General features: G+C 67.6%; 20 protein-coding genes. 13 read left to right on the top strand and 7 right to left on the bottom strand.

The window, feature by feature from the left end; translation table 11 throughout:
* Positions 1-200: 200 nt before the first annotated feature.
* From IEV67_RS03630 to IEV67_RS03620, 3 genes are all read left to right on the top strand, one after another.
* A complete protein-coding gene (locus IEV67_RS03630) occupies positions 201-2,006 on the top strand; it encodes a YhgE/Pip domain-containing protein (protein ID WP_188435200.1) in 1,806 nt (601 codons plus the stop codon).
* A gap of 156 nt (positions 2,007-2,162) precedes the next feature.
* Complete coding sequence (locus IEV67_RS03625) at positions 2,163-2,807, top strand: ClpP family protease (protein ID WP_188435199.1); 645 nt, start codon at positions 2,163-2,165, stop codon at positions 2,805-2,807.
* A complete protein-coding gene (locus IEV67_RS03620; protein ID WP_188435198.1) occupies positions 2,804-3,394 on the top strand; it encodes a ClpP family protease in 591 nt (196 codons plus the stop codon). The genes IEV67_RS03625 and IEV67_RS03620 overlap by 4 nt, the downstream gene beginning before the upstream one ends.
* A 7-nt stretch (positions 3,395-3,401) precedes the next feature.
* Here IEV67_RS03620 and IEV67_RS03615 read toward each other — a convergent pair whose 3' ends face one another.
* The 4 genes from IEV67_RS03615 to IEV67_RS03600 form a co-directional block, all read right to left on the bottom strand.
* Positions 3,402-3,872 carry a hypothetical protein gene (locus IEV67_RS03615; protein WP_188435197.1) on the bottom strand — a complete coding sequence of 157 codons (471 nt, stop codon included), beginning with the start codon at positions 3,870-3,872 and terminating at the stop codon, positions 3,402-3,404.
* An 82-nt stretch (positions 3,873-3,954) separates the two neighbouring features.
* Positions 3,955-4,317: a helix-turn-helix domain-containing protein gene (locus IEV67_RS03610; RefSeq protein WP_188435196.1), complete on the bottom strand. Its 363-nt coding sequence runs from the start codon at positions 4,315-4,317 to the stop codon at positions 3,955-3,957.
* A gap of 71 nt (positions 4,318-4,388) precedes the next feature.
* The gene (locus tag IEV67_RS03605; RefSeq protein WP_188435195.1) at positions 4,389-4,859 is read right to left on the bottom strand and encodes an acyl-CoA thioesterase; all 471 of its coding nucleotides are present in this window, start codon (positions 4,857-4,859) and stop codon (positions 4,389-4,391) included.
* 56 nt (positions 4,860-4,915) lie between these two features.
* A complete protein-coding gene (locus IEV67_RS03600) occupies positions 4,916-5,791 on the bottom strand; it encodes a helix-turn-helix transcriptional regulator (protein WP_188435194.1) in 876 nt (291 codons plus the stop codon).
* Positions 5,792-5,891: 100 nt separating this feature from the next.
* Between IEV67_RS03600 and IEV67_RS03595 the strand changes: the two genes are divergently transcribed.
* The 6 genes from IEV67_RS03595 to IEV67_RS03570 are packed head-to-tail and all read left to right on the top strand — an operon-like array spanning position 5,892 to position 11,033.
* The gene (locus IEV67_RS03595) at positions 5,892-7,367 is read left to right on the top strand and encodes an MFS transporter (RefSeq protein ID WP_188435193.1); all 1,476 of its coding nucleotides are present in this window, start codon (positions 5,892-5,894) and stop codon (positions 7,365-7,367) included.
* Positions 7,368-7,369: 2 nt separating this feature from the next.
* Positions 7,370-8,242, top strand: coding sequence for an aldo/keto reductase (locus tag IEV67_RS03590; protein ID WP_229702818.1), 873 nt, complete (start codon positions 7,370-7,372; stop codon positions 8,240-8,242).
* Positions 8,239-8,769, top strand: a complete 531-nt coding sequence (locus tag IEV67_RS18915) for a hypothetical protein (protein WP_229702693.1) — start codon at positions 8,239-8,241, stop codon at positions 8,767-8,769. Before IEV67_RS03590 ends, IEV67_RS18915 begins: the two co-directional genes overlap by 4 nt.
* Before the next feature lie 17 nt (positions 8,770-8,786).
* Entirely contained in the window at positions 8,787-9,545 is a 759-nt protein-coding gene (locus IEV67_RS03580) for an SDR family oxidoreductase (RefSeq protein ID WP_188435191.1), read from the top strand.
* A gap of 42 nt (positions 9,546-9,587) precedes the next feature.
* Entirely contained in the window at positions 9,588-10,607 is a 1,020-nt protein-coding gene (locus IEV67_RS03575) for a zinc-dependent alcohol dehydrogenase family protein (protein ID WP_188435190.1), read from the top strand.
* Positions 10,608-10,631: 24 nt separating this feature from the next.
* The gene (locus IEV67_RS03570; protein ID WP_188435189.1) at positions 10,632-11,033 is read left to right on the top strand and encodes a (R)-mandelonitrile lyase; all 402 of its coding nucleotides are present in this window, start codon (positions 10,632-10,634) and stop codon (positions 11,031-11,033) included.
* A 3-nt stretch (positions 11,034-11,036) separates the two neighbouring features.
* Here IEV67_RS03570 and IEV67_RS03565 read toward each other — a convergent pair whose 3' ends face one another.
* Positions 11,037-12,008, bottom strand: coding sequence for an acetylxylan esterase (locus IEV67_RS03565; protein WP_188435188.1), 972 nt, complete (start codon positions 12,006-12,008; stop codon positions 11,037-11,039).
* A gap of 246 nt (positions 12,009-12,254) precedes the next feature.
* On the opposite strand from IEV67_RS03565, the gene IEV67_RS03560 reads away from it, so the two are divergent.
* The 4 genes from IEV67_RS03560 (at position 12,255) to IEV67_RS03545 (ending at position 17,339) form a co-directional block, all read left to right on the top strand.
* Positions 12,255-13,679, top strand: coding sequence for a coiled-coil domain-containing protein (locus tag IEV67_RS03560; protein WP_229702691.1), 1,425 nt, complete (start codon positions 12,255-12,257; stop codon positions 13,677-13,679).
* A 224-nt stretch (positions 13,680-13,903) separates the two neighbouring features.
* Positions 13,904-15,742: a beta-xylosidase family glycoside hydrolase gene (locus tag IEV67_RS03555; protein ID WP_188435187.1), complete on the top strand. Its 1,839-nt coding sequence runs from the start codon at positions 13,904-13,906 to the stop codon at positions 15,740-15,742.
* Positions 15,743-15,862: 120 nt separating this feature from the next.
* Positions 15,863-16,705, top strand: coding sequence for a sulfurtransferase (locus IEV67_RS03550; RefSeq protein ID WP_188435186.1), 843 nt, complete (start codon positions 15,863-15,865; stop codon positions 16,703-16,705).
* A gap of 4 nt (positions 16,706-16,709) precedes the next feature.
* Entirely contained in the window at positions 16,710-17,339 is a 630-nt protein-coding gene (locus tag IEV67_RS03545) for a DUF6226 family protein (RefSeq protein ID WP_188435185.1), read from the top strand.
* A 95-nt stretch (positions 17,340-17,434) separates the two neighbouring features.
* On the opposite strand, the gene IEV67_RS03540 is transcribed toward IEV67_RS03545, so the two are convergent.
* Positions 17,435-18,373 (bottom strand): carbohydrate ABC transporter permease, encoded by a 939-nt coding sequence (locus IEV67_RS03540; RefSeq protein WP_188435184.1) that lies wholly within the window; start codon positions 18,371-18,373, stop codon positions 17,435-17,437.
* A complete protein-coding gene (locus IEV67_RS03535) occupies positions 18,363-19,337 on the bottom strand; it encodes a carbohydrate ABC transporter permease (RefSeq protein WP_188435183.1) in 975 nt (324 codons plus the stop codon). Before IEV67_RS03535 ends, IEV67_RS03540 begins: the two co-directional genes overlap by 11 nt.

Below are 19,337 nucleotides of genomic sequence, written 5' to 3'. Positions count from 1 at the left end.
CACACCGAAAACAAGCGCGCACCGATAGGCGGCCGGAACGATTGTTGACTCCAAGTCAATGGGTTCTGTCGAGTCGCCACAGAAGACCGAGTATCGCGACCACTGAAACTTGGTTTCAATGATCAAAGTAAGCGAAGGCGCAAGAACGACGTACTTACACTGCGGGTGGCAACGACGCCACTGACCCTGGAGCCCCAATGATGAGTTCTACGACCCACGCGCACGGCCGAGGCATGCGCATCACCGTCATCGTCCTCAGCCTGCTGCTGACCGCGATGGTGATTCTGTTCTTCCTGACGACAGGCAAGATCTCCGCAGGTGCAGCCGAGCTGTCCGACGGCACACTGACGGCAAAGGACGGCTCGACCCAGCTGGCCGCCGGCGCAGACGATCTCTCCACCGGAGCCGGCACGCTGGCCGACGGCACCGAGAAGCTCGCCGAGGGCGCAGCGAGTGCGCATGCCGGCTCGCAGAAACTCGCCACCGGCGCGCAGAGCGCATCGACAGGTGCAGCCTCGCTGGCCGCGGGCGCGGACACGTTGGCTGCCGGAGCATCGGATGCGGCAGCGGGAGCCGGGAAGCTCAGCGAGGGCGCACTGAATGCGCTGCTCGGCGCTCAGAAGCTCACCGCCGGACTGGCATCGGCTGACTCGGGTGCGCAAGCCGCGCTGAATGGTGCGCAGAGCCTGTCGACCGGTGCGGCGCAGATCGACGCCGGTGCGCAGTCGGTGCTCGACGGCGCGACCCGGCTTTCCACCGGAACCCAGCAGGTGGATGCCGGTGCGCAGAAGGCGTTGGAAGGCGCACAGCTCCTGTCTGCCGGCGCACAGCAGACGGATGCCGGAGCCACGGCAGTACTCGACGGCGTGACCGGCCTTGCCGCCGGGGTCGCCGGAGCCCACCAGGTCGCCGGGCAGGTGCTCGCCGGCGCCGATCAGCTCAACGCCGGCCTCGCGGCAGCCGTCACCCCCGAGCTGCAGTTCCTCGCCAGTGAGGGGTCCGCTGCAGCCATCACCGCCGCGGCCGGCAGCGCGCCGGGCAACTCCCAGCAGCTGGCCGATGCACTCGCGCAGCTCGCCGCAGCCAATCCCGACAACGCGCAGTTCCAGCAGCTCGCGGCACTCTCGGCGGGCGTCGACGCACAGGTCGACGGCATCGCCGGCGCGGCTGCTGCCGCACCCGCGCTCGCCGCAGGAACGCTGAACGCCGCAACCGCGGCCGGACAGGTGGCGGCCGGTGCCAACGCGCTGGTCAACGGCAATGTCGCGCAGGGGTGGCCGGGGACGGTGGCTCTCGTCGATGCGGAGAGAGGGGCACCCGCTCTGCTCGTCGGCACGCAGGCGCTGAAGGCCGGTACCGCGCAGGTCTCCACCGGCGCTTCCGCCCTCGCCGAAGGGATCGTCCCCTTGACGGATGGCACGACGCAACTCGCCGCTGGTGCATCGCAGCTCGCAGACGGTGCGCAGCCCCTCAAGGCGGGAACCGCTCAGGTCGCCACCGGTGCGCAGCAGCTCTCCACCGGTCTGCAGCCGCTGAAGGACGGCACAGCTGAGCTGGCCGCCGGCGCGGACAGTCTCGCCGGGGGCATGGACACCCTCGCCGCGGGTGCGACTTCGCTGCACGCCGGTTCGATCAGGATCGATTCCGGCGCGACCAGCCTCGACGAGGGCGCAGCGGCACTCGCGGCAGGCGCGGCGACGCTGGCCACCGGCGCCTCGACGCTCGACACCGGCGTCGGCGCGCTCTCGGAGGGAGCGGCCACGATCTCGGACGGATCGGGCGAGATCGCAGACGGCGGCGAGACTCTCGCGGCCGGTGCTGCCGACCTCGCGGCGGGCAACGGTCTCATCGCCGACGGCTCCGGCACGCTGGCCACAGCTACGGCCGGAGCGGCACCCTCGATGCTGCCGTGGATGCTCGGCGCAGTCCTGGTCGGCCTGATCGCGATCGGCTTCTGGATCGGTCACCGCGTGCAGCACCGTCGGGCTCTCGCACTGGCGGCCTGAGGCCCTGAACGACTGAACCGCCCCGGCGCATCGCTCGCGCCGGGGTGGTTCGCTGTCGGGGCGGCGGTGGGCGGGACTGGAGGTTCTCTGCCCAGGGCAGAACCGCCGTGAGCGGATTCCGGCGCCGGCCCCGCTCCCGCGTCACAGGCTGAAGTCATGAGCGAAGAGAATCCCATCCCGCATTTCGGTCCAGAGGCCAGACGCGCACTTTTCCACGACCGCATCCTGGTGCTCGACGGCGCCCTCGACGACGACAACGGCACGCTGCTGATGACGCAGCTGTTGACGCTGTCTGCGGAGAATCCGGTCGCCGACATCGCCCTGTGGATCCACTCACCGGGCGGCTCGGTGCCGTCGATGCTTGCGATCCGCGACATCATGCACCTCATCCCGAACGATGTGGCCACCCTCGCACTCGGAACCGCTGCCAGCGCGGGGCAGTTCCTGCTCTCCGCCGGCACGAAGGGCAAGCGCCGCGCGCTGCCGCACGCGCGCATCCTCATGCATCAGGGGTCGGCGGGCATCGGCGGTTCCGCCGTCGAGATCGAGGTGCAGGCCGACGATCTGCGCCAGATGCGCGACACCGTGCTCGGGCTCATCTCCGCTGACACCGGTCAGCCCGCCGAGCGCATCTTCGAGGACTCGCTGCACGACCGCTGGTACACGGCCGCACAGGCCGAGGAGTACGGGTTCATCGACGCGATCGTCAGTTCGGTCGCAGAGGTCATGCCGCGCCGTCGCGCGCGGGTCGGATTGGGGACGGATGCCGCGGCATCCGCCACGGAAGGAGCGAAGTCATGAGCAGCTACACGATCCCGAACGTCATCGCGCAGCATCCGCGGGGTGAGCGTGTCATGGACGTCTACTCGCACCTGCTCGCGGAGCGCGTGATCTATCTGGGCACCGGAATCGACGCCGGCGTCGCGAACGCCCTGATCGCGCAGCTGCTGCATCTCGATGCAGACAGCCCTGACACGGGCGTCCAGTTCTACATCAACAGCGAGGGCGGCGACCCTGGTGCGGCGCTGGCGATCTACGACACGATGCAGCACATCCGTCCGAGCATCGCGACGACTGTCGTCGGGCAGGCGATCGGACCAGCGGCCCTGCTCGCGGCCGCCGGAGCGCCGGAGCAGCGCGCGGCGCTCGAGCATGCGCGCATCGTGCTGCATCAGCCGGCCGGCCAGTCGCGCGGGGCGATCCCCGATCTCATCCTCGCCGCCGACGAGGTGGTCAGGGTGCGTGCCGACATGGAGGCCGTGCTCGCCAGGCACACCGGTCGCACCGTCGAGACGCTGCGCGTCGATACCGATCGGGACCGGGTGTTCACAGCATCCACCGCGCTCGACTACGGGCTGATCGACACCGTGCTGGGGGAGCGGGGGTAGGGCGCCGTCACCCACGACGCGGGACACCGCGCCGCGACCTGAGACTCGCGATGAGCAGCAGAGTGGTCGGAATCAACAGCAGCAGGAAGCCGCTCGGGCCGACGATCCAGATGCAGACGAGCGCCCAGATGCCGAGCGTGAGCGCGATGTACAGCGGCACGGTGTCGCCGCGTCGGCCGGCCCGAAGGATGAGGAGCGCGAGCAGTACGCCGGGAACGACGAAGCCGCCCGGAAGTCCCCAGAACTGCACCGCCGCATCCGTCGGCAGCTGGGTGGTTCGGAACGGTCCGGCCATCCAGGGGCCCCACCACGGGTGCAGGGCGAACACCACGGCATGCAACGCCGAGATCGTCAGCAGGGAGATCGCGCCCGCGACCGTGAGCCGGTCGGGACGCACGGATGCGCCGTCACGACGTGGCTCGGCGGAGCGATCATCTGAGGCGGAGTCGGGGAATGCGGCCGTGTCCGGATGTGTCATGCCTCAATCGTGAAGCGGCCCCGGGTCGCGGCCATCCCTCCGCAGGGCGAATCGCCTCACCCGAGCGGGTGAGATGCGCGACTCAGGCGGCGAGAGCGAGCGCGCCGCGAGCGCCGACTGACACGGCAGCGGATGCCGGCGCCGAGGCCATACGCAGCTCATCTGCCACGCTGCTGGCGAGTTCGATGAGCGTCGTGTCGAGGGCCCCGGCGACCGCGGCGATCATCTCGCTGGACGGCTCCTTCAGCCCGCGCTCGATCTCGGAGAGGTACTGCGGTGAGACACCGGCTTTGTCGGCTGTCTCGGTGAGGGTCTCTTCACGCTCATGCCGCCGGCGCCGGAGCTGATCTCCGAGCAGATGCCGCCAGAGCGGCTCCGGCCCGTTCTGCGGGCGCGGGCTGCGAGAGGGGTGGGGTGTGCGGGGGAACGGGACGATCTCGGCCATGGTTCACGGTAACCCTGACGTTCGTCGGTGTCACCGCTGTTCTGCTCAGAGCAGAACGCGACAGCTCGCACTCAGGCGGAGGGGAGCCTGATCGTGCCCGTGCCCGGGTGCTTGTGCGGCATCCGGTCACGATCGTAGGTGATGTTCGAGTAGCCATGAGGCACGGGATGCCCGTCCTCGCCGAGACTGACGAAGACGATCTTCTCGATCGTGAGAATGCGCTTGCGCGTGATCATGTTGCGCACCACTGCACGCATCGTGAGAGAGGTGCGACCGAAATGCGTCGCGGTCAGGCCCATCTCGATGAGATCTCCCTGCAGGGCGGATGCCTCGAAGTTGATCTCCGAGATGAGCTTGGTCACCACGCGGTAGTTGCCGAGCTGCACGATCGCGTAGATCGCGGCCTCCTCGTCGATCCACTTCAGCAGGCTGCCGCCGAACAGCGACCCGTTCGCGTTCAGATCCTCCGGACGCACCCACTTGCGGGTGTGGAAGTTGATGCCGTCGTCAGAGGGGTTCCAGCCGGATGCGTGCTTCGCCATTGTTCAAGCGTAGAAGGCCGATGATTCCGGAATGTTTCGAGGTCGGGGCTCGCGCTTCACGCCTCTGGGTGCACCGGCACCTCTGCCGCGGCATCCGTCGCCGCCCAGCTGGCGAGCAGCTTCAGCTTCTCTTCCGACGGCGTCCCCGGCTCTGCGGTGTACGTCGACAGCTGCAGTCCAGGGTCTGCCGGCAGTTCGAATGCTTCGTAGGTCAGCTCGAACTCACCGAACGTCGGGTGGTTGATCCGCTTCACCCCGGTGCGGTGGTACTTCACGTTGTGTGCCGCCCAGAGAACGCGGAACCGCTCGCTTCGTGTCGACAGTTCGCCGACCAGGTCGGTGAGCCTCTTGTCGTAGGGGTTGCGGCCTGCTTCGCCGCGCATCGTCGCCACGAGGTCTTGGGTGTTGCGCTCCCAGTCGGGGTAGAAGTCCTGCGCCGCGGGATTCAGGAAGGCGAAGCGCGCGCTGTTGGGCTCGTGCTCGGCGAACAGCGGTGCGTACAGTGCGCGGCCGAGCGCGTTCGCGCCGAGATAGTCGAAGTAGTTGTTGCGCACGAGCGCGGGCGCGCCGGTCATCGCGTCGAGCAGACGCTGGATGCTGGGGCGCAGACCGTCCGCCTTCTTGCGGGGCTTGCGCACCACCGGCGACGCGTTCGCCGTGCGGGCGAGATCGAACAGGTGGGCCGTCTCGGCATCGTCGAGCTGCAGTGCTCTGGCGAGCGCATCGAGCACGCTGTCGGATGCTCCGGAGAGATCGCCCCGCTCGAGCCGGGTGTAGTAGTCGACGCTGACGCCCGCGAGCATCGCGACCTCTTCACGGCGGAGACCAGGCACGCGGCGGTTGCCGCCGTATGCGGGCAGTCCTGCCTGGTCGGGGGTGATGCGTGCGCGCCTCGTGGAGAGGAACTCGCGCACTTCGCTGCGGGTGTCCATGCTCCGAAGGTACGCCGCCTCGCCGCGATGAGGGAGGCACTGGCAGTACCGGGAACACGCGCCACTGCCTGGAACGTGCGGGCGCGAGTGGAATGGATCCATGACCAGAACGCGGAACCCCGGCACGAAGAACCCCGGCTCGAGGAACACTGCAGCGATCCTGACGGTCATCCTCGTCAGCTACTTCATGATCCTGCTCGACAACTCGGTGATCTTCACCGCGCTGCCCTCCCTGGCGGTCGACCTCGGTCTCGCACCCGCGGAGCTCGCCTGGGTGCAGGACGCCTACACGCTCGTCTTCGGCGGGCTTCTGCTGCTCGGCGCCAGGGCCGGCGACATCCTCGGTCGCCGTCGGGTCTTCGTCTTCGGTCTGGCCGTGTTCTCGATCGCATCCCTGCTGATCGCCCTCGCCCCGACGGCATGGATCCTCATCGCCGCGCGCGCACTGCAGGGCGTGGGCGCTGCGATCGTCGCTCCTTCGGCGCTGTCGCTGCTCACGGCGAGCTTCGAGGGGGCGGCACGTGACAGGGCGGTCGCCTGGTACGCCGCCACTGCCGGGATCGGCGCAAGCCTCGGGATGCTGGTCGGCGGTGCCGCCGCGACACTGCTGAGCTGGCGCGCTGGATTCTGGATCAACGTGCCCATCGGCATCGCGATGATCGTGCTCGCCCCGCGGTTCCTGCCCGAGACACCGACATCTCCCGGTCGTTTCGATGCCACTGGCGCCATCACCTCCACACTCGGCATCGGTGCACTGGTGTTCGCTCTGCTGCACGGGGCTGAGGACGGCTGGGGTGACCTGCTCACGCTCGCATCTTTCGCTGCGGCGACAGCGCTCCTCCTCGTCTTCGTTCTCGCCGAATCGCGCGCCGCCCAGCCGATCATGCCGCTGCGCCTCTTCAGCAGCCGCATCCGCACCGGCGCTTATCTCGTGCGCCTCACCTACCTCGGCGCGATGATCGGGTTCTTCTTCTTCACGACCCAGTTCCTCCAGGGCGTACTGGGATTCACCGCGATGCAGGCAGGGCTGGCATTCCTGCCGATGACGCTGGTGAACTTCGTCGTCGCGATGGCGATCCCGCGGCTCGTCGCGCGGGTCGGCAACACCTGGCCGCTGGTCGTCGGCGTCGCGCTGACACTGGCAGGGATGCTGTGGCTCAGTCGCCTCGCGCCCGACAGTGCCTACGTCACCGGCGTCGCGCTTCCCATGCTCCTCATCGGCGCCGGGCAGGGTCTCGCGTTCGCCCCGATGACCACGTTCGGCATATCCGGCGCGACGACGGCGGATGCCGGTGCGGCCTCCGGCGTCGTCAACACGTTCCATCAGGTCGGGATGTCGCTCGGCCTCGGCGTACTCGTCGCGGTGGCCGCGGCATCCGACGTCCAGGGCGAGGCCACGGAGACGGCACTGACCGGCGAGGTTTCGGCGGCTCTCACGGCCGCCGCCGTCCTGCTCGGCGTCGCGTTGATCCTCGCCCTGGCCCTGATCGTCCCGTCAAGACCCCGTATTCCCGTTGTGGGAGGCACTGTCAGCACCTCCCTTTCCACCCGACCCACCCGCACACTGGAGGCATGACCATGAATCTCACCCTGAACAACGGCGTCGCCATGCCGGCCCTCGGCTTCGGCGTCTTCCAGGCCGCACCCGAGGAGACCGTCGCCGCCGTGAGCTCGGCTCTCGAGACCGGATACCGCCTGATCGACACCGCAGCCGCCTACGGCAACGAGCGAGAGGTCGGCGAGGCGATCCGCGTCTCCGGCATCCCACGCGACGAGATCTTCATCGAGACCAAGGTCTGGATCAGCGACTACGGCTACGACGAGACCCTGCACGCCTTCGAGAAGTCGACCGGCAAGCTCGACGTCGACCAGCTCGACCTGCTGATCCTGCACCAGGCGCTGCCGTCGCGCTTCGACCTGACGGCCGGTGCCTACAAGGCGCTCGAGACGCTGGTCGCCGACGGCCGTGTCCGCGCCATCGGGGTCAGCAACTTCATGGTCGATCACCTGCAGCGGCTTGCCGCAGAGACGAGCATCGTCCCGGCGATCAATCAGATCGAGGTGCACCCCTACTTCCAGCAGCGCGCGGTGCAGGCTGCGGATGCGGCGGCGGGAACCATCACGCAGGCGTGGTCGCCGATCGGCGGCATCACGGCGTACCGACCGAACGGGGCATCCGCCTTCGACGACGAGACGCTGAAGGCGATCGCCGCGTCGTATGGAAAGTCCCCCGCGCAGGTGATGCTGCGCTGGCACCTGCAGCAGGGCCGCTCTGCGCTGCCGAAGTCGGTGCGCCCCGCGCGCATCGCCGAGAACTTCGACGTCTTCGACTTCGAGCTCACGGCGGAGCAGCTCTCCTCCATCGATGCGCTCGACACCGATGTGCGTCGCGGACCAGAGCCCGAAGACATCACGCTCGAGAGCTTCGGACGGGAGATCCCGGAAGCATGACCCGCACGGCGGGCGACACTCCGGGGGTCGTATTCACAGATGTCGGACGGATTCGCCCGAATGCGCCGACATCTGTGTTCCTGGCCCCCAGAGTGTCGGCGACCGTCGGCGCCGTGATCCTCGGTGCAGGGCTCGCGGGCTGCTCTGCCGCTCCGGACGACGGGACAGCAACCGCGACACCGGCCCCGACATCCACGGCAACTGAGGCCCCAGCGACGGATGGGACACCGGCAATGGATTACACGGACGGCACCTACGAGGCGACCGGTTGGTACGGGTCGCTGCCGTCGCATCAGGACGTCACTCTCACTCTCGAGGCTGATGTGGTCGTGGATGTCAGTCTCACCACACCGGCCGAGGATTCGACGTCGCTCGGACACCAGCAGCGCTTCGCCGAAGCGATCGATGCAGAGATCCTCGGCGTCGATATCGACAGCATCGCAATGGACCGGCTCGCAGGGGCCAGCGGATGCTCGGAGGGCTTCATGAGCGCCCTCGCCGAGATCAAGACCGCAGCCCGCACCTGAGACAACCAAGGGGAACCATGACCACTCTGAACATCCTCCTCGTCGGCGGAACCGGAAGCGTCGGCCGGCACGTCGCCCGCGTCGCACAGGCGGCTGGCCACAGCATCCGCATCCTCAGTCGCCGTGGCGGCGGCGAGAACACCGTCGTCGGCGACCTCACCGACCCGTCCACGCTCGTCGATGCCGTCCGCGACATCGACGCCGTCGTCTTCACTCAGGGCACGCATGGCGACGAGACGGGCTACCGCGACGTCGACTACGGCGGTGTGCGCGGCATCCTCGAGGCCATCGGTGACCGACCGGTGCGCATCGCGCAGATGACCGCGATCGGCGTGACCGGCCGCGACGGCGCATTCAATCGCTCGAACAAAGCGCACGACTGGAAGCGGCGGGCCGAGCGGCTCGTGCGCGCAAGCGGGCATCCGTACACGATCGTCCGCCCGGCATGGTTCGACTACAACGCCGACGACCAGCACGAACTGCACTTCCTTCAGGGCGACACTCGTCATGCGGAGAGCCCCGCGGACGGCGTGATCGCCCGATCACAGATCGCCGAGGTGCTGGTGGCCGCTTTGACGTCGGATGCCGCCGTCGGCAAGACCTTGGAACTCGTGGCAGAGCGCGGTCCGGCGCAGACCGACCTCGACCCGCTGTTCGCCGCGCTCGCCGCGGATGTGGAGCTGGATGGGGCGAAGGATGCCGACAACATGCCAGTCGACTCGGAGCCGGCCGATGCCATCGCCGACCTCGAGCGGATCCGCGCCCTGCGGGGCTGAGCAGGACCAAGACCAAGAACTGACAGTAAGAAGGAGAACCACATGCGTGGAGTAGTCATGTACGGACCCGGCGATGTCCGGGTCGAAGAGCGCGAGAAGCCGACCATCACCCGGCCGACGGACGCCGTCATCAAGATCGCAGCGACCTGCATCTGCGGGTCCGACCTCTGGCCGTACCGCGGCACCGATGCGGTGCACGAGGCCCCGATGGGTCATGAGTACGTCGGCGTCGTGGAAGAGATCGGCGCGGACGTCAACACGATCAAAGTCGGCGACTTCGTCGTCGGGTCCTTCATGGCATCCGACAACACCTGTGAGATCTGCCAGGCCGGATACCAGTCCCGCTGCGTGCACGTCGTGCCGATGGGGCAGTACGGAACGCAGGCGGAGTACAGCCTCGTCCCGCACGCTGACGGCACGCTCGTCGCGACCCCTGGACAGCCGGACGCCGACCTGATCCCGGCGCTGCTCGCGGCATCCGACGTGCTCGGCACCGGCTGGTTCGCCGCCGTCGCCGCGGAGGTCGGACCGGGCAAGACCGTCGCAGTCGTCGGTGACGGAGCCGTCGGGCTCCTCGGCATCCTGGCCGCGAAGGAACTCGGTGCAGAGCGCATCATCGCCATGAGCCGGCACGCCGACCGTCAGGAGTTGGCGCGGAAGTTCGGCGCGACCGACATCGTCGAAGAGCGCGGCGATGAGGGCGTGGCGAAGATCAAGGACCTCACGAACGGGCTCGGAGCGCACTCCGTGATCGAAGCCGTAGGCACCCAGGAGTCGATGATGCAGGCCATCCGCTCGACTCGCGCCGGCGGACACGTCGGCTATGTCGGCGTCTCGCACGACGTGGCGCTACCAGGCCAGGAGCTGTTCTTCTCCGGTGTGCACCTGCATGGCGGACCCGCGCCGGTGCGTCGCTTCCTTCCCGAGCTCATCCAGCTCATCTGGGAGCGGAAGATCACACCCGGTGACGTGTTCGATCTCACATTGCCGCTCGAAGACGCAGCCGAGGGGTACAAGGCGATGGATGAGCGTCGCGCCACCAAGGTGCTGCTGACGGTCTGATCGACGAACGCCGAGAGGAGACCCATGAACATCGAACCCCGCATCCCGACCGTCAAGAACCCACCGGAGCAGTTCACCGGCGACGTCTGGTTCGACCCGATCATCGCTCCGCACGATGCTGATCAGCGGATGTCCGGCGGACTGGTGCGCTTCGCGCCCGGTGCTCGGACAGCGTGGCACTCGCATGCGCGCGGACAGTATCTTCGGGTGACCGAGGGTGTCGCGCTCTGCGGCACCCGGGACGGCACCGTCGTGCAAGCCGCGCCGGGTCAGACCATCTACACCCCACCGGGTGAAGAGCACTGGCACGGCGCGACAGGGGACTGCTTCATGCAGCACCTCGCGCTGCTCGAGGGAGCCGACGATCCGGCCGAGACGACGACCTGGCTCGAGCACGTCACCGACGAGGAGTATCGGCGCCGCTAGTTCTCAGCCGGCGAGCTGCTCAGCGAGGAAGGCGGCCTGCTTCTGCCACTGCACTCCCTGCCCGCCCTCGTGCTCGTTGAAGGCGTACTCGGCGATCTCGGCGACGCCGCCCCAGCTGTTCCGTGCGGCGAAGACCGTTGACGGCGGGCACACCGGATCCATCAGGGCGACCGAGAAGAGGGCGGGGGCGGTGGCGCGGCGCGCGAGGTTCACACCGTCGAAGTACGACAGCGTCTCGAACACGCGATCCTCGGTGCCGCGATGGATCGACAGATACCGGACGATCTCGTTGTACGGGTCGCGCCCGGTCAGCCCGACGGCGCGCTCGAACTGACAGAGGAAGGGCACGTCGGGCATCGCGGCGATGAGTCCGGTGGAGAGTCCGGCGGCGGCGATCGCGATGCCGCCGCCCTGGCTTCCGCCGCACACGGCCACTCGTGCCGCATCGACCCGGTCGAGCGAGCGGATGGCGTCGATCGCGAGCACGGCGTCGGTGTAGACGCGGCGGTAGTAGTAGGTGCTGGGGTCGTCGATCCCCCGGGTCATGAAGCCGGGCGTCGCCGGTCCTGAGCCGTGCGGATCGGCCGTGACACCGCCGGTGCCCCATGCGCTGCCCTGCCCACGGGTGTCCATGAAGAAGTGCGCGTAGCCGGACGAGGCCCATCCCAGGCGCTCGTGCGGCAGGCCCCGGCCTCCGCCGTAGCCGTTGAACTCCACGACCGCAGGGAGCGGCTCGTCGGTGTCGGAGGGGAGCAGCAGCCATCCGCCCACCGGGTCGCCGCCGAATCCGCTGAATGTGACGTCGTAGACCTCGACCGACTGCAGCGGGGAGTCGATGCGGCGCAGCTCGATGGGCTGTGCTGCCGCACGTGATTCCTCAAGCGTCTGCTCCCAGAAGTCGTCGAAGTCCGCGGGCTCCGCGACGTCGGGGCGATAGGAGCGTAGCTCCTCCAGTGGCAGATCGAAACGCGGCATTGCGGAATCCTTCTCTCGGGGGTCGGCGGCAGTTTATCCGTGCGATCCGCTGTCGTCGCAACGGCGCACCTCGCGCAGGCACAGACAGGGACATCTCGCGGTTCCGCAAGAGAGGCGAACTCATTAGGCTGAGTACCGAGTCCGCAGCTCGATCCTCCCCCCAATTTCTGCAAACCGTCACCTTCCCTCGCCGATGCTGTGCGTCGCGAGGGCCGCTCGGTGAGCACCTCCAGAAAGGCACTTCCTGTGAGCAACTCCGCCGAGAACAACGTCGACGAGCACGGTGCCGACTTCTTCGACCAGCTCGCGCAGGGCCAGACCAGGGAACAGGGCAACTTCACGATCGGATTCCGCGGATACGACCGCGGAGAGGTGGATGCTGCGCTCGCCGGCCTGCGGATGCAGGTGCAGCGGGCGGATGCGGACCTCGCGGACGCCCGTGCAGGCGTGAGCCGCGATGTCGAGTCAGCGCGCTCGGATCTCGAGGCCACGCTCGTCGAGCGCGAAGCCCGCATCGCCGAGCTCGAGGCGCAGAACGATGACCGCATCGCGGCGCTGGAAGCCGATCTCGCTGCCGCTCGCGCCCAGGCCGACGACGCCGAGCAGCAGGTAGCGACGCTCACGAGCGAGCTCGTCGATGCGCCGAAGACAGGAGCCGAGACCGAGGGGTCGCGCCTGCAGTTCGAGGCGGTGCTCCGTGTCGCCGAGGAGCAGGCATCGGTCCTGATCCAGAACGCGGCCGTGCAGGCCGAGCGTCTTCTCGAAGCCGCCCGCGAGGAGGCCGAGTCGCGTCGGGTCGAGCTCGCCGCAGAGGTCGACCGCATCACCGCGCAGGCGCAGCACGACGCCGATCAGGTGCGCCTTCGGATCGACACCGAGTACACCGCGCACGAGGCGACCCTCCAGCGCGAGGCGGCGCACGCATCCGAGAAGGTCATCCAGGCCGAGCAGGAGGCGGCGACCGTCCGCACCGAGGCCGAGAAGGGCTCGGCGGCGCTGCGCTCGATGGTCACCCGCGAGACGAGCCAGCAGCGGTCGGATGCCGAGCGCGAGGTGCGCGAGATGAATGCACGCGTGCTGGAGTTCGAAGAGACCCTCACCCGCCGGCAGGATGACGCGCAGCAGGAGTTCCTGCTGCTGCACAATCAGGCCGTCGCCCACGCGGAGCGCATCACGACCGACGCCAATGAGCAGGTCGCGTCATCCCTGGAGCACTCCAAGCGCATCTCGGCGAAGGCCGACGACTACGAGCGCCTGATGCGCTCGCAGGCTCAGGCCATCGAGGCCGACGCCCAGGTGCGTGCGCGCGAGACGCTGGAGCGTGCACGAGTGAAGGCGCAGAAGATCGTCAGCACGGTCACCGGGCACACGACCGAGGTGCTGCGCGACGCCGAGGACCGCACCCGCCAGCTGCGCTGGCAGCAGCAGCAGCTCAACAGCTTCATGGCCGAGGTGCGCGAGCTCATCCGCCCCGACGGCGTGCTCGGATCGGACGCTGCGGACGACGACGGCACGGATGACGCAGACGATGTGGACGTGCTCGAAGAGGGCGACGAGATCATCGAGTTGGCGCCCGAGGGCGAAGACGACGACCTCGAAGAGGGCGACGAGTCTGATGAAGACGGCGACGATGATGAGTCCGACGACGACGAGGACGACGCCAAGGCCTGAGGCCGATCCAACTGTCGAGAAGGGCGCCCGCAGCACGGCTGCTGGGCGCCCTTCTCGCGTTCCTGCTACTTCGGGGCCGGCATCCGAATAATCCCTCGCACCGCCAAATAATGCGCATTATGGCCGTGACTGCGACGCCAGGGCGTGGGTACGATCAGGCGCTGTGAGCAAGGCGGGCGCCTTGCCTGAGCGACGCCGATGAAGGCGCCGAGAGGAGCAGGTCCATGGCCATTCGAAGGAGAATCGCCGCGGCAGCGGTCTCGCTGACGCTCGTCGCCACTGCGTTCATCGCAGGAACGGCGTCGACCGCGGCATCCGCTGCCCCGGAAGACGAACTGCCGGTCTTCACCACGCAGGGTCCGATCATCGATCGATTCACGGACGAGACCTGGAATCCGGGGAACGAGTTCATCTTCCCGTCCGTGTTCCACGCGGGGGAGTATCTCGAGAACCCTCTCGGCGAGTGGTACGTCTACTACGCGCCGCATGACGCCCCCGGCGGCATCAACCTCATGTACGCCGATTCGCTCGACGGGCCGTGGACCCACTACGACGCCAACCCGATCGTGTCGAACGTCTGGGACGGCATCTACGACGTCTCGCATGTGTCCGCACCGGATGCCGTGTGGAATGAGGACACCGGGCAGGTGTTCCTCTACTTCCACGGCGAGAACACCACCGATCGCTATGCCACGTCGGAGGACGGTGTGCACTTCGACTACGGCGGCGTCGTGATGACGACCGAGCAGTTCGGCCAGAACGCCACCGAGACCTCGTACAACCGCATCTTCGACAATCCGTACCCCGAGAACGGGTGGGAGCATGCCATGTTCTTCATGGTCAACGACACCTCGAACGTGCGGCGCATCGGCCTCGCGTACTCGCACGACCTGATCAACTGGGAGGCGCAGCCGGGGTGGGTCGTCGAACCGACTGTCGTCGAAGGGACGAACGTCGCAGGCCCGGAGATCTGGGAATGGAACGGCGCGCAGTACGTGCTCTACGGCTCCAGCGCGGGGACGATCTTCGCCAAGAGGCTGGATGAGAACCTCCGTAGCGTCGGCGACCCGATGCCCCTGTACATCCCGAGCCCGTTCCCGCCGGAGGAAGGACGCGCGTCATCGCCGCAGATCGTGGAAGAGGACGGCGTCACTCACATGATCTTCGAGATCGGCGGACGCAGCGGCACGACGATCGCGCATGCTGTGCTCGACCCCGAGGGTACGCGCGATCCGCTCAACACCCATTCCGAAGATCCGATGTACGAACTGTGCGCGGGCGAGGGCTCGGATGAGTTCGACGGCGATGCTCTGGGCGAGGCGTGGAGCGTTGTCCGCGATGGCGAGGACCGGCAGCGCGTCGAAGACGGCGATCTGGTGATGTCGTCTCCGACCACGTCGATAGGCGGCGCGACCATCCCGCAGCTGCCGGTTCCGGACGGGGCGTGGGAGGTCACGACCGAGCTGGAATATGCGCCGACGGCCAACTATCAGCAGGCCGGACTCGTGCTGTACCGCGACGATGCGAACAACGCCAAGCTCGTGTGGTCGCACGCCCTGCAGGGTCAGCGATTCGACTTCACCTGGAAGAACAACGGCAAGGATCGCTTCGACACCTGGACGTGGGAGGACAGCGTCTTCCCACCGGCTGACATGGGTGGCACCGTGTGGTTGCGCATGAGCAGCGACGGCGAATGGGTGACAGCTTCGCTGTCCACCGACGGCGAGAAGTTCATCCGCATCGGCCAGCCGATCGAGTCGGATGTGCTCGCGGCCACCGGCGTCGGAGTGTCCGCGTTCCGCGGTGCCACGAGCGCTCCCGACACCGAGGCGCGATTCGACTGGCTGCGGTTCACGCCGAGCGAGGATGAATTGGCAGCTTGCGAGGACGGCTCTGGTCCCGGGAACGGCCACGGTCCCGGGAACGGCCACGGTCCTGGGAACGGCCACGGTCCTGGGAACGGCCACGGTCCTGGGAACGGACACGGCAATGGTCCGGGGAACGGCCACGGCAATGGTCCGGGGAATGGCCACGGGAACGGGTACGGGCTGCTCCCGAGCTGACGCGAGCCGCGTGCGATGACGACGCCGTCGTGCGGCGCTGGTGAGGCGGATGTGCGTCCACCGGCGCCGCACACGAGCGGCACTGCCCGTGGCGACCTCGAGTCGCCGTAGCCTGGAACCATGTCCCACCTGGTGAGTGTGAATGAGTTGGCTGAGCTGGTGCGCGACGGCGCCGTGCGCGTGATCGATGTGCGCTGGCGTCTGAGCGTTCCGGGCGGACGCACGCAGCCGGATGGCCGGGAGGAGTACCTTCAGGGCCACATCCCCGGAGCGGTGTTCGTCGATCTCGAGAGCGAGCTGACCCGGCACGGCCGGCCTGACGAGGGGAGGCATCCGCTGCCGTCGACCTCGCAGGTGCAGGATGCTGCGCGCCGGTGGGGGTTGAACGACGGCGACGTGGTCGTCGCTTATGACGATGCCGGCGGGTTACCTGCGGCACGAGCGTGGTGGCTGTTGCGTCACGGCGGTGTCGATGTGCGGGTGCTCGATGGAGGTTGGCAGGCCTGGAAGAATGCCGCCGGCGACACGGAGACGGGCGACGTGACCCCCGAACCAGGCACGGCGACCCTCACGGATCTCTCGGGCGGCAGTCTCACGATCGACGAAGCGGCTGAGTTCCCCGCATCCGGTGTGCTGCTCGACGTGCGCGCGCCGGAGCGCTTCCGCGGCGAGACCGAGCCGCTCGATCCGATCGCCGGCCACATTCCCGGAGCCGTGAACCTTCCTACCGGGAAGCATGTCGCCGGCGACGGCACGCTCCTCGACCTCGAGACCCTGAAGAAGAACTTCGCGGATGCCGGCATCGCCGATGGCACCCCGGTGGCCGCCTACTGCGGCTCGGGCATCACGGCCGCGCACACCGCCCTGGTGCTCGCCGAGGCGGGCATCGACGCGAAGATCTTCCACGGATCCTGGAGCCAGTGGTCGAACACTCCAGGTCGCCCGGTGGCCACGGGGGATTAGCCGCATGGATTCCTACCGCCGGCCGAGAATCGAGCCTGTCGAGTTCCGCGACGCGGACGGGGTCGTGATCGACTATGGAAACCGCTGGGGAGGGGAATCGCCACCGGAGGACTCGTACTCAGTGCTCTCCAACGTCGAGCGCTTCCGTCCGCTGCACCGGGTTGCTGCGGCCCTGATCGATGCGCTGGTCGCGGTGTACGAAGTGACCGTCGAAGACGATGTATCGCTGGCTTCCGATCTGATGCATCCCCGCGGCGACGTTGAGCGAGCCGTGCGCGTGACGCCGGCGGACCCGTTCGCGGCGTCGCTGACGTTCGTGTTCACCTCGCATCCTTCAGCGATGATCCACGCCGGCCTCCTGCACGACTTCCTCTATCCGGTCTGCACCTGTGATGCGTGTGATGAGGACTGGGAGCGCATCGCCGACAGGATGGAATGGGATGTGCAGACGGTCGTCGCCGGCGGGTATGAGGAACGGGCCGGACGGAGCGGCGTCGGGTTCCGTCTTGCCGACGAAAGCGGCACGCGTGGCGGGTCTGGACGGAGCCAGGACATTCCGCGAGCACGCCTGGATGCCGCGGTGCGGACGCTCTCGGGCATTGATACCTGGAAGGTCTGGCCAAGAATCCGGTGAAGTCGCCAGTTAGGCGCGACGGAAGAAGAGTTTCATGGGTTCCGAGCGGTGAGAAGCCCCGAAACTCTTCTTCCGTCGAAGTGCCGGCCCGGGCGTCACCCCTTCAGCCCGCTGTGCGCGAGCCCCTGCACGAACTGCTTCTGCGCGAACAGGAACACCAGCAGCACGGGCACGACGGTCAACGTCGTCGCGGCGAGCTGCACGTTCCACATCGGCCCGCCGTAGGCATCAACGTACTGGGTCAGCGCCTGCGGCAGGGTGAACATGTCCTTGCTCGAGAGGTACACGATCGGCTCGAGGTAGAGGTTCCACGACTTCAGGAACGTGAAGATCGCGACCGCCGCCAGTGCCGGACGTGACAGCGGGAAGGCGATCCGCCAGAAGATCCCCCAACGGCTGAGGCCGTCCATGCGCCCGGCCTCCTCCAGCTCGGTGGGCAGCCCGAGGAAGAACTGGCGCATGATGAAGATCGACAGCACGGCGGGTGCGCCGAAGATCGGGATCACGATCAGCGGCCAGTGGGTGTCGATCAGGCCCATGCCGTTGACCAGGCGGAACAGCGGCACGATCGTCACCTCGCTCGGCACGAGCAGGCCGACCAGCACGATCAGGAACAGCGCGTTGGCACCGGGGAAGCGGATCCGCGCGAACGCGTAGCCTGCCATCGCCGCGACCAGCAGCGTTCCGACGGTCACGATCACCGCGATGTAGAGACTGTTCCAGTACTGCTGCGCGAACGGCTGCAGGCGGAACACCTCGCCGTACGCGTCGAAGCTCGGATTCTCCGGCCACAGCGTCGGGACCTTGCGCAGGATCTCGCTCATCGGCTTCAGACTCGATGTCGCCATCCACCAGGTCGGGAAGATGAACGGGATGCTGATGATCGCGAGCAGTACGACGAGTCCGATCGAGACCCACCGACGCTTGGCGCGCGAACTGCCGGCACGCACGCGGCGCGGAGGGATGGTCGATCCGGTCACGACGGTCGTCGTGTCGATCGGGTCGACGTCTGCCAGGGGAGCGTCAGGTCTCATTGAAGACCCACCTCTTTCGTGTCTGCCACTGGATGAGGGTGAGCACCAGAACGATCATGAACAGCAGCACGGAGATGCCACTCGCATAGCCGAAGTCGTTGAAGCGGAACGCCTGCTGGTACAGGTAGTACACGAGCACGGTCGTGGAGTTTCCCGGCCCGCCGCCGGTGAGCACGGCGATCTGGGCGAAGACCTCGAGCGATCCGACGATCGTCAGGATCGAGACCAGCAGGATCGTCGGGCTGATCATCGGCAGGGTGATCGAGCGGAACCGACGCCACGCGCCAGCACCGTCGATGCGGGCCGCTTCCATGATCTCCTCCGGCACGCCCTGGAGCGCGGCGAGGAACAGGATCATGTTCATGCCGACGTTCTTGAAGACCTGCACGATGATCACGGACACCATCGCCGTGAAGTCGTTTCGCAGCCAGTTCGGTCCGTCGACGCCGATGAGCGAGAGGAATCCGTTGATGCCACCGTCCGCCTGCAGCAGGAAGCTCCAGACGATGGTCCACGCCACCAGCGACACGACCACCGGTGAGAAGAAGAAGGTGCGGAACGTGGTCGTCCCCGGCAGCTTCTGATTGAGCAGCACGGCGAGGAACAGCGCGAGCGTGATGTTCAGCACGACCAGGCCGATCGAGAACCACAGGCTCGCGAGCAGCGAATCATGCAGACCCTGATCGCTCAGCATCCGCTCGTAGTTCTCCGTTCCGGAGAACACGAACGTGTTCGCCAGGACGTTCCAGTCGTGCAGCGAGAACCAGAATACGGCGATGAGCGGTGCGATCACGAAGGCGAGCGCACCGAGCACGGCCGGTGCGACCATCGTGTAACCGACGATCCAGTCGCCGCGAGTGGCAGCCGAGCGACGCCGGCGCACACCCGCGGGGCGGGGAGGACGCTCTGCGCGTCCCCTCCGCTCCGTGGTCTCAGCCGCGCCGCTGGCGGCGGTGGTGGTCAT

This window comes from Microbacterium murale (assembly GCF_014635185.1).
GTDB lineage: Bacteria > Actinomycetota > Actinomycetes > Actinomycetales > Microbacteriaceae > Microbacterium > Microbacterium murale.
This window is presented reverse-complemented; position numbering and strand designations above follow the sequence as displayed.

Excerpts from the sequence above, each read along its gene's own strand:
- IEV67_RS03630 (WP_188435200.1), top strand. The coding sequence starts at position 201 with ATGAGTTCTACGACCCACGCGCACGGCCGAGGCATGCGCATCACCGTC.
- IEV67_RS03625 (WP_188435199.1), top strand. The coding sequence starts at position 2,163 with ATGAGCGAAGAGAATCCCATCCCGCATTTCGGTCCAGAGGCCAGACGC.
- IEV67_RS03620 (WP_188435198.1), top strand. The coding sequence starts at position 2,804 with ATGAGCAGCTACACGATCCCGAACGTCATCGCGCAGCATCCGCGGGGT.
- IEV67_RS03615 (WP_188435197.1), bottom strand. The coding sequence starts at position 3,872 with ATGACACATCCGGACACGGCCGCATTCCCCGACTCCGCCTCAGATGAT.
- IEV67_RS03610 (WP_188435196.1), bottom strand. The coding sequence starts at position 4,317 with ATGGCCGAGATCGTCCCGTTCCCCCGCACACCCCACCCCTCTCGCAGC.
- IEV67_RS03605 (WP_188435195.1), bottom strand. The coding sequence starts at position 4,859 with ATGGCGAAGCACGCATCCGGCTGGAACCCCTCTGACGACGGCATCAAC.
- IEV67_RS03600 (WP_188435194.1), bottom strand. The coding sequence starts at position 5,791 with ATGGACACCCGCAGCGAAGTGCGCGAGTTCCTCTCCACGAGGCGCGCA.
- IEV67_RS03595 (WP_188435193.1), top strand. The coding sequence starts at position 5,892 with ATGACCAGAACGCGGAACCCCGGCACGAAGAACCCCGGCTCGAGGAAC.
- IEV67_RS03590 (WP_229702818.1), top strand. The coding sequence starts at position 7,370 with ATGAATCTCACCCTGAACAACGGCGTCGCCATGCCGGCCCTCGGCTTC.
- IEV67_RS18915 (WP_229702693.1), top strand. The coding sequence starts at position 8,239 with ATGACCCGCACGGCGGGCGACACTCCGGGGGTCGTATTCACAGATGTC.
- IEV67_RS03580 (WP_188435191.1), top strand. The coding sequence starts at position 8,787 with ATGACCACTCTGAACATCCTCCTCGTCGGCGGAACCGGAAGCGTCGGC.
- IEV67_RS03575 (WP_188435190.1), top strand. The coding sequence starts at position 9,588 with ATGCGTGGAGTAGTCATGTACGGACCCGGCGATGTCCGGGTCGAAGAG.
- IEV67_RS03570 (WP_188435189.1), top strand. The coding sequence starts at position 10,632 with ATGAACATCGAACCCCGCATCCCGACCGTCAAGAACCCACCGGAGCAG.
- IEV67_RS03565 (WP_188435188.1), bottom strand. The coding sequence starts at position 12,008 with ATGCCGCGTTTCGATCTGCCACTGGAGGAGCTACGCTCCTATCGCCCC.
- IEV67_RS03555 (WP_188435187.1), top strand. The coding sequence starts at position 13,904 with ATGGCCATTCGAAGGAGAATCGCCGCGGCAGCGGTCTCGCTGACGCTC.
- IEV67_RS03550 (WP_188435186.1), top strand. The coding sequence starts at position 15,863 with ATGTCCCACCTGGTGAGTGTGAATGAGTTGGCTGAGCTGGTGCGCGAC.
- IEV67_RS03545 (WP_188435185.1), top strand. The coding sequence starts at position 16,710 with ATGGATTCCTACCGCCGGCCGAGAATCGAGCCTGTCGAGTTCCGCGAC.
- IEV67_RS03540 (WP_188435184.1), bottom strand. The coding sequence starts at position 18,373 with ATGAGACCTGACGCTCCCCTGGCAGACGTCGACCCGATCGACACGACG.
- IEV67_RS03535 (WP_188435183.1), bottom strand. The coding sequence starts at position 19,337 with ATGACCACCACCGCCGCCAGCGGCGCGGCTGAGACCACGGAGCGGAGG.